This is a genomic window from Synechococcus sp. A15-44 (assembly GCF_014280115.1).
GTDB lineage: Bacteria > Cyanobacteriota > Cyanobacteriia > PCC-6307 > Cyanobiaceae > Parasynechococcus.
The window spans coordinates 2,572,819-2,585,151 of sequence record NZ_CP047938.1 but is presented as its reverse complement, the minus strand read 5'-3'; the positions used below and the strand labels follow the sequence as shown (position 1 = coordinate 2,585,151).

At 59.9% G+C, this 12,333-nt stretch carries 14 protein-coding genes; 3 read left to right on the top strand and 11 right to left on the bottom strand.

The genetic code is table 11. The annotated features are described in order from the left end of the window. Entirely contained in the window at nt 1–1,068 is a 1,068-nt protein-coding gene (locus SynA1544_RS14405) for a 3-deoxy-7-phosphoheptulonate synthase (RefSeq protein WP_186514342.1), read from the top strand. 16 nt (nt 1,069–1,084) lie between these two features. On the opposite strand, the gene SynA1544_RS14400 is transcribed toward SynA1544_RS14405, so the two are convergent. The 4 genes from SynA1544_RS14400 to SynA1544_RS14385 all read right to left on the bottom strand — a co-directional run bounded on the left by SynA1544_RS14400 (nt 1,085) and on the right by SynA1544_RS14385 (nt 6,403). After that, entirely contained in the window at nt 1,085–1,735 is a 651-nt protein-coding gene (locus SynA1544_RS14400; protein WP_255477657.1) for a diacylglycerol/polyprenol kinase family protein, read from the bottom strand. A 5-nt stretch (nt 1,736–1,740) separates the two neighbouring features. Next, nucleotides 1,741–2,727, bottom strand: a complete 987-nt coding sequence (locus tag SynA1544_RS14395; protein WP_186514341.1) for an RpoD/SigA family RNA polymerase sigma factor — start codon at nt 2,725–2,727, stop codon at nt 1,741–1,743. Nucleotides 2,728–2,929: 202 nt separating this feature from the next. After that, on the bottom strand, nt 2,930–5,068 hold the full coding sequence (gene ppk1 / locus SynA1544_RS14390; RefSeq protein ID WP_186514340.1) for a polyphosphate kinase 1: 2,139 nt from the start codon (nt 5,066–5,068) through the stop codon (nt 2,930–2,932). Between the two features lie 45 nt (nt 5,069–5,113). Next, nucleotides 5,114–6,403 carry an MFS transporter gene (locus SynA1544_RS14385; RefSeq protein ID WP_186514339.1) on the bottom strand — a complete coding sequence of 430 codons (1,290 nt, stop codon included), beginning with the start codon at nt 6,401–6,403 and terminating at the stop codon, nt 5,114–5,116. On the opposite strand from SynA1544_RS14385, the gene SynA1544_RS14380 reads away from it, so the two are divergent. Beyond that, nucleotides 6,402–6,869 (top strand): GNAT family N-acetyltransferase, encoded by a 468-nt coding sequence (locus SynA1544_RS14380; RefSeq protein ID WP_186514338.1) that lies wholly within the window; start codon nt 6,402–6,404, stop codon nt 6,867–6,869. The genes SynA1544_RS14385 and SynA1544_RS14380 overlap by 2 nt on opposite strands. Here SynA1544_RS14380 and SynA1544_RS14375 read toward each other — a convergent pair. The 3 genes from SynA1544_RS14375 to SynA1544_RS14365 form a co-directional block, all read right to left on the bottom strand. After that, the gene (locus SynA1544_RS14375) at nt 6,830–7,900 is read right to left on the bottom strand and encodes an anthranilate phosphoribosyltransferase family protein (RefSeq protein WP_186514337.1); all 1,071 of its coding nucleotides are present in this window, start codon (nt 7,898–7,900) and stop codon (nt 6,830–6,832) included. The two genes, SynA1544_RS14380 and SynA1544_RS14375, sit on opposite strands and share 40 nt — an antisense overlap. A 72-nt stretch (nt 7,901–7,972) precedes the next feature. Then, nucleotides 7,973–8,122, bottom strand: a complete 150-nt coding sequence (locus SynA1544_RS14370) for a cyanate hydratase (protein WP_255477656.1) — start codon at nt 8,120–8,122, stop codon at nt 7,973–7,975. Between the two features lie 26 nt (nt 8,123–8,148). Next, nucleotides 8,149–8,370, bottom strand: a complete 222-nt coding sequence (locus SynA1544_RS14365; protein ID WP_186514335.1) for a hypothetical protein — start codon at nt 8,368–8,370, stop codon at nt 8,149–8,151. Here SynA1544_RS14365 and cynS point away from each other — a divergent pair. Further along, complete coding sequence (cynS, locus tag SynA1544_RS14360; protein ID WP_255477655.1) at nt 8,360–8,773, top strand: cyanase; 414 nt, start codon at nt 8,360–8,362, stop codon at nt 8,771–8,773. The genes SynA1544_RS14365 and cynS overlap by 11 nt on opposite strands. A 52-nt stretch (nt 8,774–8,825) precedes the next feature. Here the strand turns inward: cynS and SynA1544_RS14355 are convergent, their stop codons facing one another. From SynA1544_RS14355 to SynA1544_RS14340, 4 genes are all read right to left on the bottom strand, one after another. Continuing rightward, nucleotides 8,826–9,548 carry a HEAT repeat domain-containing protein gene (locus SynA1544_RS14355; RefSeq protein ID WP_186515608.1) on the bottom strand — a complete coding sequence of 241 codons (723 nt, stop codon included), beginning with the start codon at nt 9,546–9,548 and terminating at the stop codon, nt 8,826–8,828. A gap of 7 nt (nt 9,549–9,555) precedes the next feature. Next, nucleotides 9,556–10,443 (bottom strand): formate/nitrite transporter family protein, encoded by an 888-nt coding sequence (locus tag SynA1544_RS14350; protein WP_115081352.1) that lies wholly within the window; start codon nt 10,441–10,443, stop codon nt 9,556–9,558. Nucleotides 10,444–10,478: 35 nt separating this feature from the next. After that, nucleotides 10,479–10,613: a ferredoxin--nitrite reductase gene (locus SynA1544_RS14345; RefSeq protein WP_186514333.1), complete on the bottom strand. Its 135-nt coding sequence runs from the start codon at nt 10,611–10,613 to the stop codon at nt 10,479–10,481. Nucleotides 10,614–10,683: 70 nt separating this feature from the next. Then, nucleotides 10,684–12,225: a ferredoxin--nitrite reductase gene (locus tag SynA1544_RS14340; RefSeq protein ID WP_186514332.1), complete on the bottom strand. Its 1,542-nt coding sequence runs from the start codon at nt 12,223–12,225 to the stop codon at nt 10,684–10,686. Between the last annotated feature and the right edge of the window lie 108 nt (nt 12,226–12,333).

The window sequence follows — 12,333 nt, the reverse complement described above, 5'->3', positions numbered from 1 at the left end:
ATGGCCACCACCTCCGATTTGCATGTGGTGGAGACACGTCCCCTGGTGGCCCCTGCTGTGTTGCATCAGGAGCTGCCCATGGTCGCGGCGGCGCTCGAGACCGTGGCGTCAGCCCGCCGGCGCATTCAAGAGATCCTCAGTGGCCGTGATCAGCGTCTGCTGGTGGTGGTGGGCCCCTGCTCTGTTCATGATGTCAAGGCTGCCCGGGAGTATGCCCAGCGCCTGGCTCCGATCCGCGAGCGCCTGAAGGATCAGCTCGAGGTGGTGATGCGGGTTTATTTCGAGAAGCCGCGCACCACGGTTGGTTGGAAGGGACTGATCAATGACCCCCATCTCGACGACTCCTACGACATCAACACCGGCCTGCGGCGGGCCCGGGGACTGCTGTTGGATCTCGCCCGGGAGGGGATGCCTGCTGCAACGGAACTGCTCGATCCGGTGGTTCCGCAATACATCGCTGATTTGATCAGCTGGACCGCGATCGGCGCCAGGACGACGGAAAGTCAGACCCACCGCGAAATGGCCTCAGGGCTGTCGATGCCGATCGGCTACAAGAACAGCACCAACGGCAGCGCCACCATCGCGATCAATGCCATGCAGGCGGCAGCCAAGCCGCATCACTTCCTCGGCATCAATCGCGATGGTCATGCCTCGATCGTCAGCACCACGGGCAATCCCTACGGCCACCTCGTGCTGCGCGGCGGCAGCCAGGGCAGCAATTACCACTTGGAGGCTGTGCAGGAGTCCGCAGCCGAGTTGAGCAAAGCCGGTCTGCAGGATCGTCTGATGGTGGATTGCAGCCATGCCAACAGCAACAAAGACTTCCGCCGACAGGCGGAGGTGCTGGCCAGCGTTGCCGAGCAGTTGCGGGGGGGCTCCAATCACGTGATGGGCGTGATGATCGAGAGCCATCTGGTGGAGGGCAACCAGAAGCTCAACGCCGACCTGACGCAGCTGACCTATGGCCAGAGCGTCACGGATGCCTGCATCAGCCTCGAGACCACCGAAACCCTGTTGGAGGATCTGGCCGCGGCCGTGGCCAGTCGCAAACAGACGGTTACCGCCTGAGCATCAACGCCTTGGTTCAAACCACTAGTTGACTCCAAAGCACCCCCACGCTGAGGGGAACGCTGAGGTTGTCGAGACCGCTCCAGCTGAGCTGCTCCAAACCGGTTGCCATGGCCACAATGCCAAGAGCTGTTGGCATGGACAGGTCCGCCCCCGACCATCGCGCCAGGCCGATCAGCACCAGGCCTGAGACAACGGCCATGGTCATTGTGCCGACGCTTGATTTGGTCTGACCAAAAAGAACCCACTTCGGGGACGCGACGTTGCGGCCGATCAACCCTGCAAGGCCATCCCCCAGGGCCATCACGAGAACCCCGGCGGACACCGCATCGGCTCGGGTTGGCCAGAACAGCAGAAGCAGCGTTGTGATTGCGATGCCGTAGGCGATGGTGCCGTAGCTGTTGCGATCAACATCCTCAACGGCGGGGATGAAGCGCCATTGGTGATTGATCGTCGTCACAACCGTGATCACCGCCGCAACAGGCAGGGCGACGACGAAGGGAATTCCAAAGAACCAGGCCAAAGGAACCACGGCTCCGGTTCCGATGTGCACAATTTTTCGGCTCAGTTCCCGTTGGTTCGGCCGAAGCCGACGGCACAACACCGCGCCTGCTATCACCATCGCCATCCAGGTCAGGATGGCGATGGGTCCGGTGATGGAAAGCAAGTGGCTTAGGCGGCTTGTTGGTGGTTGGTCATGGCGCGCAGTTTGAGAATCGCTTTGGCCTCCAGCTGACGGACGCGCTCACGGGACACATTGATCTGACGACCGATCTCCGCAAGGGTCAGAGGCTCTTCACCACCAAGACCGAACCGCAATTTCAGAATCTTCTGCTCGCGTTCGTTCAACTGCGAGAGCCAGCCACCCAGATGTTCCTTCTGGATGCTGCGATCCATCCCCTCCATCGGTTCTTCAACGTTGGGATCGGGGATCAGTTCACCCAGGGTGCTGCGATCTTCCTCGCCACGGGCATGGGCATCCAGAGATGCACAAGGTGCGCTCTGGGAGATCAGATCCTCCAGTTCCCGGGGCTCGATGCCCATGGCACTTGCCAATTCCAGCCGATTCGGTTGACGACCGAAGCGGTGGGACAGCTCCCGGGAGATGCGTCGCATCTTGGAGAGCTTTTCGCTGATGTGGATCGGCAGGCGAATGGTCCGGGCGCTGTTGTCGATAGCCCGCGTCATGCCTTGGCGAATCCACCAGTAGGCATAGGTGGAAAATTTGTAGCCCATGGCGGGGTCGAACTTATCGACCGCTCGCTCCAGGCCGATGGCACCTTCCTGAACCAGATCGAGCAGCTCCAGGCCCTGGTTCTGATATTTCTTCGCCACGCTCACCACGAGGCGGAGGTTGGCGGCCATCATCCTGTCGCGGGCCCGTTTGCCCATGCGGATTTTGTGGCGATGCCGGGAGGTCAGTTCCTCTTCCGGTAGCTCCTGAAGTTGCTTCATCGCTTGCACATGGTGTGCAAGTTCGATTTCTTCAGCTGCCGTCAGCAAGGGGATACGTCCGATGCTGCTCAGATAAAAACCGATGGAGTCGGTGGCAAGCCGCCCTCCTTGTCGAGTTGATGGTCGACGTCCGGTGGACGGCAACCCAGGTTCCTTCCGGGACGACTGTTTTGTCGTGCCGGAAGATTCCAGAGGGATCCCCATCACCCTGGTCTCCTGAATGAATTTGGGCTGAACTTAGCACCAGGCAACAGTGTTGACTGTTTCGAATCGAAAGAATTTCAGGAGCTGAATCTTTGGGCTTTCAAAACAACTGATCTGGCTGTGATCGTGCAGGCTTCAAGTTTGTTTTGAAGGAATGTTGTATCGGATGTCACAGACGCAATCCCTTTGAAAACCAAAAGAATCACATGGATTGGATGCCGTTGCTCCATTCCTTGATCAATTGAATCTGGGAATTGCGTTCCGAGGTGTCATTTTCGGGTTTGCGCTGCACAAATGTGCCGTCGCTCTGCATGTCCCAGGCGGCCTGGTTGTCATTCAAGTACAGCTGCAGCAGGCGTTCCAGTTTCTGGCGATGCTCGGGGTCTTCGATCGGTGTGACTGCTTCAATGCGGCGGTCGAGGTTGCGGCTCATCCAGTCGGCACTGCCGATGTACACCTCCGGTGAGCCGCCGTTGGCGAAGGAAAAGATTCTCGAGTGTTCCAGGAACGGGCCGATGATGCTGATCACACGAATGTTTTCACTCAGTCCTTCACAATCGGGATAGAGGCTGCACATGCCACGAATGATCAATTCGATCGTTACTCCGGCTTGGGAGGCTTCATAAAGAAGCGCAATGATCGTTGGGTCCACCAGGGAATTCATCTTGGCTCGGATCACGGCCTCTCGGCCTTGCTGAGCATGTTCAATTTCGCGGCGGATTAACAGCTCCATGCCTTTCCGCAGGGTGACGGGGGCTACGAGCAGGCGACGAAAACTTTGCTGCTTGGAAAAACCGGTGAGGTAATTGAACAGTTCCACCAGGTCTTGACCCAGTTCCTGATTGGCGGTGAGCAGGCCTAGGTCGGTGTAGAGCTTGGAGGTTTTGGAGTTGTAGTTGCCCGTGCCGATGTGCACATAGCTCTGCAGCTTGTCCTTCTCCTTGCGCACCACCAGAACAATCTTGGTGTGGGTTTTCAGCCCCAGCACCCCGTAGACCACATGCACTCCGGATTGCTCCAGGTGCCGGGCCCATTGGATGTTGTTGTCTTCGTCAAACCGTGCTTTCAATTCCACCAGTGCCATCACCTGCTTGCCGTTTTCGGCGGCACGGATCAGTGCAGCGATGATCGGCGAGTCTTTGGAGGTGCGGTAGAGCGTCATCTTGATGCCCATCACCTGGGGATCGTCTGCTGCCTGGTTGATGAACTCTTCGACGGTTGTCGAGAAGAGGTCATAGGGATGGTGCAGAAGGATGTCCTGACGGCGAATTACCGAGAAGATCGATCTGAACTCATCCGGCTTGATTGCTCCCTCGTCCAGCAGGTGTTGCTGACTGCGGGCTAGCACCGTCGGTGTCTGGCCTCCGTGGCTTTGGCTCTTGAGTTTCGGCAGCGGTAGGGCGGTGAGGCTGAGCAGGTCGTCCAGGCCCAGGGGACCATCAATCACATAGAGGTCTTCCTCTTCAACGCTGAGTCCTGTCATCAGCATCTCCACCACGTCCTGAGGCATTTCGTTGGGCACCTCGAGGCGCACCACCTCACCGCCCATACGTCGCTTTCGCAATCCTTGTTCCAGGGCCAGCATCAGGTCATCGGCTTCCAGATCCCTCAGTTCCAGATCCGCATCCCGCGTCACGCGGAAGAAGTAGTGCCCCTCGATCGTCATGCCAGGGAACAGCTCCCTCAGGTTGAAGGCGATCACCTGCTCGAGGGCGATGGCGGTGTGAACGGGTTTGTGCTCCTGGCAGCTCAGGTGCGAGGGGATGGCGATGAAGCGAGGCAGATTTTTCTGGGGAACTTTCACCCGGGCAAATTGCCGTTGTCCTGTTTCCGGATCAACAACCACGGCCGCAACGTTGAGGCTCAGGTTGCTGACGAAGGGGAACGGATGGGCGGGGTCCACAGCCAGAGGTGTGAGCACCGGAAACACCGAGGTCTGGAAGGTGTCGTCAACCCATTGGCGTTGGTCGTCGTTCAGCTGTTTGTAATCGAGCAGCTCAACCTTGTGTTCCAGCAGCTTCGGCCTCAGGTGCTGGCGGTAATGCACTTGTTGCTCTCGCAGCAGGGGAATCAGCCGTTCCCGGATCGCCAGCAGCTGCTCCAACGGCGATTTGCCATCCTCACTTGGCTTGCTGACGCCCGCCTCCACCTGAGACTTCAGTGACGCCACGCGAACCATGAAGAATTCGTCGAGGTTGTTGCTGAAGATGGCGCTGAACTTGGCTTGATCGAGCAGAGGTGTGCGCGGATCCAGGGCCTGGGCCAGCACCCTTTCGTTGAAGGCGATCCAGCTCAGCTCCCGGTTGATGTAGTGCTCCGGGGCTAAGGCTGCTGCGCACATGGGCTGAACGGCTCGGCGCTGGTGTCGTTAGCCGAAACGTAGCAATCAGGACTGGCTTGGTTGTGTGTCGGAGATGTCCGGCAGAGGGCTGCCGGCCACCAGGCCGATCACGATCACCAGCACGGTTGCCGCAGCTGCAAACGGGCTCACTGGACCCAGCAGGTCGTAGCTGAATCCCGCCAGGGGAGGGCCGAGGAAACTGCCCAAACTCTGCAGGGCCTGCAGGCTGCCGAGGGCACTGCCTTGCCCTTCCCGACCCAGGCGCCGTGACACCAGGCTGCGCAGGCTTGGTGTGACCAATCCGGTGCCCAGGGCCAGGATGCCGACGGCAGTGAAGATGGCGCCCGCCCGATCGGATGCACCGACGCTGGGGATCAGCAGACATCCAATGATCACCAGGCCCAGGCCCAGCAAGGTCAGACGCCATTCACCAAAGCGTTTCACCAGGGGCCCGATCAGCCCTCCTTGGACCACGGTGGCGACCACCCCCACCACAAGGAAGGCGGTGGTGGCGAGCTCAGGGCCCCAGCCGAAGCGCTGCTTGAAATAGAGCACCAGGATGGCGGTGAAGCCGTTGAAGGCCAGGAAGAAGAGGAAAAAAGCTCCGCAGAGTCGCCCCACGCTGGGGTTCATCAGCACCTGGCTCAGCCGCGCAAACGGATTGAGGTCGCGTTTTCTAGGCAGGTTTTTGCGGGACTCCTGGGGATGGGTTTCCGGCAGCAGATTGAGCACCACCAAGAGGTTGAGTGCAGCGAAGCCTGTGGCCACCCAAACGGGAAGGGACACCGCCACCCGAGCCAGTTGCCCGCCAACGAAGGGGCCAAGGATGAACCCCAAGCCAAAGGCCACGCCGATCAAGCCGAAGGCACGGGCTCGCTTGTCGGGAGGCGTGATGTCGGCGAGCACGGCGCTGGCTGTTGCCGCTGTACCGCCACTGATGCCGTCAATGATTCGTGCTGCGAACAGCAACATCAGGGGCAGCAGGCTTTGGCTGGGCCAAGGCAGTGAAACCGTCACCGCAAACAGGCCGAGCCCCACCACGGATCCTGCGACGCAGATGCTGATCACGGGGCGGCGGCCGTAGCGATCACTGAGCGCTCCGATCAAGGGAGTGACCAGGAACTGCGCCAGGGCATAGCTTCCCGCCAACAGCCCCAGGGTGCGTCCGTCTGGGGCGAACTGGGCCAGGAGAAAGGGCAACAGCGGAAAAACAATGCTTTCGCTGAGGCGGTCGTTGAGCAGCGTGAGAAACGCGCTGAGCAGTGTGGGAATCCGAGGACGCTGCAAGCTTGCTGCCACGCAGGAGAGACTCACATTCCCACAGGCGGTTGCCATGGCTTTGCGTCCGATCGCTGCGGAGGATCAACCGCTGTTGCGGGAGATCTATGCCGATGCGATCGAATCGCAAGCTCCCCTCCTTTACTCAGAGGAACAAGTCAGGGCCTGGGCGGCTCTGGCCTGGTTGCCCGGCGTGCTCGATACGAGCTTTCGGGAGGGCTCGGGATGGCTCACCACCGATGGTTCGGCCTTTGCGATCCGCCATCCCGAAGACCGCCTGTCGCTGCTCTACTGCCGTGGTTGTGCCTCGAGGCGGGGGCATGGCAGTGCCCTCTTGAACAGGATTGAGGCGGATGCGCTGGCGTCCGGCGTTCGGCACCTGCGGACGGAGGCCAGCCAGTTCAGCCGACCGTTGCTGGAGCGATGGGGCTGGGTGGTGGAGGCGCCGGAAACGATCCTGATCGGAGGCGTTCCGTTCGAGCGCTATCGGATGGTCAAGCTGCTCCGCCAAGTGCAGAGTTGATCGAGCATGGATTGGGCCTGACCCGTCTGCAGAACGGATGCTGCCCGTTGAATGCCCTGTTCCAGGGAATCACTGCAGCCGGCGAACCACAGATAGGCGCCGGCGTTCCAGCGCAGGGCGTCGTAGAGAGGGCCTTTGTTCTGCAGGGCGTTGCGTGCTTGATCGGCCCAGGTGGTGTCGTCAGCCCACTCCACGTCGGCGTCGTGACAGCCATGGTCACGGGGGTGCAGGATCAATCGTTCGGCCTTGCCGTTCCGCACCCGGGCCGTGATGCAGGCGCGTCCGATGGGCAGGTCGGTGCCTCCTTCCAACCCCTTCACGGTGAGAACATCGGTTTCGCCGGCTTGCTTGAGGGCTTCCCAGGCGCGGGCTTCTGTTGGTGGGTGGACAAAGCCACTCACCAGGAGGTGGTCGCCTTGGTGGGGTGTCCAGAGCAGTTCCAGGCTGGCAACCGGGGGACGCTTGCCCAGTTCCTCGCGGTAGCCGATCAGGGTTTCCGCGATCGGGAAGTGATCCGGCTGGTGAATCAGCGCGAAACCGTTCTGCTGGAAACCGTCTGCAACGGCGCTGATCGGCAGGCCCTTGAGGTCGAGATTGAGGAGGCGGAACAAATCAACGGCGGTGACGCCGTATTTGATCGGCATTCGGTCTCCGCCCTGGAGAACCACCGGCTGACCACAGGCCAGCAGCACCAACGCGGTGAGCGGGTAAATCGGCGCTGTGCGCGTGCGCCCGTCGTAGGGCATGCCGAAACACAACGGTGCTCGACTGCCAGCCGTGGATTGCAGCACCGGGCCATGGGCTCGGTAGGTGTCGAGCATCCCCGTGAGTTCCTGAGGTTCGGGCCGTCGGATGCGATGGGCAATCAGGAAGGCGCCGATCTGAGCGGGCGTTGCTTCGCCCTGCAGCATCAGCTCCATGGCATCAGCCGCTTCCTCGCGACTCATGCCTTTGCTGGTGTGTTCACCGCTTCCCACCTTGCGCAGGTGCTGCTTGAAGCGGTCGCGGCCGGAGAGAACTGCGCTCGTCAAAGGTCCGGCCTCAAGCTGATGTCAGTCTTCAGGAGCGACTGACCCCGCAGAGGTAGCGATTGCTACGAAATCTCAGGGGCTGATCAGTCGAGATAGTCCCTCGAAGCTGCCATGGCGTGGATGCTCCGGGTGGTGGCGTCCTTCGGCGTAGTAAAGCCGTTCCAGCATCAGTTGGGGGGTTGTTGTCGTTGGAAGGAATTGCGCCTGCAGCATGGTTGCCATGGATTGGAAAAATTGGCTCATCTAATTCATGCTTTCAACGTGATTTCACATCCATTGCGGGCTTTTGGCTGTGCTTGTTGCTTCAAAAGCAGGCTGTTGTTTTGTAGTTGATGTTGCATTATTGAATTGGCTTCTGCGCAACAGTTATCTTGCTGCTGAGACGTTCCAACTTGGAACGCTGTTTTTGAAGCGGCCATAACAAATTTTCGTTCAATCATGACTGTTACCGCCACCTTGATGGCTGCCAAGAAAGCCAAGGGCATGAGTTTTGCTGATCTGGAAGCAGCCCTTGGCCTTGATGAGGTCTGGATTGCTTCCTTGTTCTATGGACAAGCCACGGCCTCCAAGGAAGAGGCTGAAAAGCTGGCTGAGCTGCTCTCCCTTGATGCGGCCATCACTGCGGCGTTGCAGGAGTTCCCCACCAAGGGCAGCCTCGATCCGGTGATCCCCACCGACCCTCTGATCTATCGCTTCTACGAGATCATGCAGGTCTATGGCATGCCCCTGAAGGATGTGATCCAGGAGCATTTTGGTGACGGCATCATGAGCGCGATCGACTTCACGCTTGATGTCGACAAAGTTGAAGATCCCAAAGGTGATCGCGTCAAAATCACCATGTGCGGCAAGTTCCTGCCTTACAAAAAGTGGTGAACATTCAAGTGTCTTGATTGAAGACATCAAGCCCCGCAATCGCGGGGCTTTTTTATTGGCGGAATTGTTGGCTCAGTTGGGTGCTGGCCATTTTTCGCCGAACGTCGTCATTCAGCTCCTGGCTTAACTCCAGCAGGCAGCGTTGACTGGAAGGTGTGGCGATGCAACCGAGCGCGCGGAAGGCGGCCTCGGCAACAGGCAGGGAACCGTTTCTACACAGCTCTGCCAGCTTGTCGCTGATCACCACGCCATCGCGGCGTTGCAGAACCCGAATGGTGGCCACAACCACTGGGTCGCGGAAATCATTCAAAACCTCTTGGCAGAACTGCAGCAGTTCACCGTCGTCGAGGCAGTGGGACCGGAAGCTGAGCAGTTGCAGGCCGGCAAGTCGGTGCAGTTGGCCCGGGTGATGCAGGCAATTCACCACCACTGATTCGGGTACTTCGGCGCCCCAACAGGCGAGAGCCTGAACCACCATCAGGTTGGCGGCTTCATCGTCTGAGGTTTGCTCGAGTTGAGCCAACAACCAATCGCGGGCTTCGCTCTGGTGGCAGAGCCCTGCCGCCATCACCAAATCGGGCAGAACCCCGTGGCTGGCGAGGAGGTCTTGGATCACGGGCCAGCCGCGCTCGGCCTGCATCCCTAGTTTTTCGCAGAGGGCTCGCCGCAGATCAACAGAAAGGCTGGGGGAGTAAACCTCCCCCAGCCAAGCGGGCTCCAAAGGAGCACGTCGTGATCGTGCGAGCCGTTCCCAGAGAACGGCTTCGTCGTTCATGGATGGATCAGCGGGCACCCAGTTCAGCAGCGAGCTCACGCTCCAGCTTTTCATCGTGCTCGGTGGGCAGCACGTTCTCCATCGGAGTGCGATGGGTGCTGTAGAAGAGCATGCCGATGAACACCATGCCGCCCACGATGTTGCCGAGGGTGACAGGCAGGAAGTTCCAGAAGATCACCTTGGTGAAGGGGACACCTGAACCGAGGATCGGGCCAGCGGTGTGGAGGAACTGGTTCACCACGATGTGCTCCATGCCCATCGATTGGAAGGCGGTGATCGGAAGCCAGCAGGCCAGGATCTTGCCAGGAACGCTCTTGCTCACCAGAGCCATGGTCACGCCCAGGCAAACCAACCAGTTGGCCACCAGTCCGCGCAGGAAGGCGAGGAAGAAGCCCATGCTTCCCAGGGCCTCGTACTTCTTCTCAACGTTGATTTGATTGAGGGCCATGATCTTCTGGGCTACGGCATCCCAGATCGGCGGGCCGACGTTGTCTGCAGCTCCATCCATGGTGCCGCTGGTGAGGCTGATGGCCATGATCACGGCCACAACGGCGGTGCCGATCCAGTTGCCGATCCACACCCAGACCCAGTTGCGGAACGTGGCACCCCAGGTGCTCTTGCCGGCCCAGGTGGCCATCGGCAGCAGGGCGAAGTTGCCGGTCACCAGCTCCATGCCGAACAGCACGATGCTGGCGAAGCCGAAGGGGAACAGCAGCGAGCCCACGAAGGGGGCTTTGACGGTGATGCCCACGGTGAGGGCCAGGATCACTGCCAGGCCAAGGATGGCCCCGGAGTAAAAGCCACGGATCAGCAGGTTCTTCACGCTGACCGTTGATTTTTTGCCGCCGGCGGCAATCATGCCGTCGACAAGCTCATTGGGTAGGACGTAGTCCATCAGATGAGAGTGAGAGTTGGACGAAGGTTTTGATGTCAGCCGCTGATGCGGTTCATCAGGCGGGAGAACACATCAGGGCTGCCGCCCTGACGGTTGATGGCGGCTCCGTCGCGACCACTGGCGCTGAGCCAGTTGACGAAACGAGAGAACACGTCGTTGCGGTTGGCCATGACGGTGAGGGGGAGTGGTCGATGCGGGGAGCCGTGACTTCAAAAGGAAGCGTCACGGCGACCGCAGCGATCAGGCCTTGGGGGTGGCCCCGAACTTGTCGATCAACACCTCTTTGAGAGCGGTCTTGATCTCATCGGCCGGGATCGCCTTGCGGTGGATTTCGCCGATGCTCGGGTTGGCGCCTTGGGAACCACCGATGGTCATCGTGTAGCCCTCTCCCATCACGCCTTCACTGTTTTTGGCCTTGGTGCCGGTGAGACCGATAGCACCCATGTAGGCCTGGCCGCAGGTGTTGGGGCAGCCGGTCCAGTGGATCTTCAGCTCTTCAGGAAGATTGAGCTCTTGGTCGAGTTCCTTGGCTGCTTCCAGGGCTTGGTCTTTGGTGTTGGTGAGCGCGAAGCCGCAGTAGGTGTTGCCGGTGCAGGACACCGTTCCTGCGGAGATGTGACCGGGCTTCAGCGGGAAGCGTTGCACCAGGGCGTCTGCCTTCAGGGCGTCGAGTTTGTCGTTGGGAAGGCCAACGAGGATGACGTTCTGATCTTCGGTGAGACGCACCTCGCCGCTGCCGTAGTTGAGGCTGGCGGTTGCCAGATCCTGCAGATCCTGTGCGGTCAGGCGACCCACCGGAACGTGCAGTCCGGCGTAGGAGAGCCCTTCCTGTTTCTGGGGATGGAAGCCGTAGTGGGAGCGGGGCGTGGTGTTGAAAACAGAGCCCGGGTCTGGGGTCAACGGACCGAAGAGTTCTTCCACCTGGCTGCGGAACACGTCATGCCCGATCTGATCCAGGTAGAGACGGAAACGACCCTTGGGGCGCTTGTCGCGCTCACCGTTGTCGCGCCAGAGCCGGATCACGGCGTCGGTCATCTTGCAGATTTCCTCTGGCTTCACCCAGGCGTTCAGGGGAACGGCATAGGCGTTCATCTGCGATGACAGAACACCGCCGATCCAGACGCCAAATCCCACCACCCCATCCCGTTCCACGGGGTGGAAAACGATGTCGTTGTGGAGCAGGAAGTTGTCTTTTGCACCGGCAACGGCGGTGTTCCACTTGCGGGGCAGATTGGAATACTCCGGGTTGCCCTGACAGTTGTTGGTCAGGAAGTTCTGCAGCTCGGTGGTGTAAGGCCGCGTGTCGACGATCTCGTTGGGATCAATGCCGGCGATGGGGTTGCCGGTGACGTTGCGGGGGTTGTCGAAGCCGGATTGGATCGTGCTGAGGCCGGCTTCCTTCAGACGCTTGAGAATTTCCGGCAGGTCGCCCAGCAGCACTCCGCGCAGTTGCAGGTTCTGACGGGTGGTGATGTCGCAGCTGCCGTTTTCGCCGTAGCGCTCAACGATGGAGCCAACCACCCGCAGTTGATCGGCCGTCAGCACACCATTGGGCACCCGCAGGCGCAGCATGAATTTGCCTGGCGTTTTCGGACGCCAGAACATGCCATACCACTTCAAACGCAATTGAAGGTCGGTTTCATCCACCTGCTCCCAGCCGAGCTCGGCAAATTTTTCGATTTCGCTGCCGACCAACAGGCCATCTTTGGCCGCCTTGTTCTGCTCGATCTTGTTGAGCTTCTTGCCATCCAGATAAGGCCTGGAGGGAGAGCTAATGGTCATAAGTCGATTAACGAGTGGGCGGATTGATTGCTCAAAGACGAGGCGCGAATCAATCGAGATGGCCCGAAGACCGGCAACGCTTCAAAACGAAGGGGAGCGTTGGGTTAA

Excerpts from the sequence above, each read along its gene's own strand:
- SynA1544_RS14405 (WP_186514342.1), top strand. The coding sequence starts at position 1 with ATGGCCACCACCTCCGATTTGCATGTGGTGGAGACACGTCCCCTGGTG.
- SynA1544_RS14395 (WP_186514341.1), bottom strand. The coding sequence starts at position 2,727 with ATGGGGATCCCTCTGGAATCTTCCGGCACGACAAAACAGTCGTCCCGG.
- ppk1 (WP_186514340.1), bottom strand. The coding sequence starts at position 5,068 with ATGTGCGCAGCAGCCTTAGCCCCGGAGCACTACATCAACCGGGAGCTG.
- SynA1544_RS14380 (WP_186514338.1), top strand. The coding sequence starts at position 6,402 with ATGGCTTTGCGTCCGATCGCTGCGGAGGATCAACCGCTGTTGCGGGAG.
- SynA1544_RS14385 (WP_186514339.1), bottom strand. The coding sequence starts at position 6,403 with ATGGCAACCGCCTGTGGGAATGTGAGTCTCTCCTGCGTGGCAGCAAGC.
- SynA1544_RS14370 (WP_255477656.1), bottom strand. The coding sequence starts at position 8,122 with ATGGCAACCATGCTGCAGGCGCAATTCCTTCCAACGACAACAACCCCC.
- cynS (WP_255477655.1), top strand. The coding sequence starts at position 8,360 with ATGGCTGCCAAGAAAGCCAAGGGCATGAGTTTTGCTGATCTGGAAGCA.
- SynA1544_RS14355 (WP_186515608.1), bottom strand. The coding sequence starts at position 9,548 with ATGAACGACGAAGCCGTTCTCTGGGAACGGCTCGCACGATCACGACGT.
- SynA1544_RS14350 (WP_115081352.1), bottom strand. The coding sequence starts at position 10,443 with ATGGACTACGTCCTACCCAATGAGCTTGTCGACGGCATGATTGCCGCC.
- SynA1544_RS14345 (WP_186514333.1), bottom strand. The coding sequence starts at position 10,613 with ATGGCCAACCGCAACGACGTGTTCTCTCGTTTCGTCAACTGGCTCAGC.
- SynA1544_RS14340 (WP_186514332.1), bottom strand. The coding sequence starts at position 12,225 with ATGACCATTAGCTCTCCCTCCAGGCCTTATCTGGATGGCAAGAAGCTC.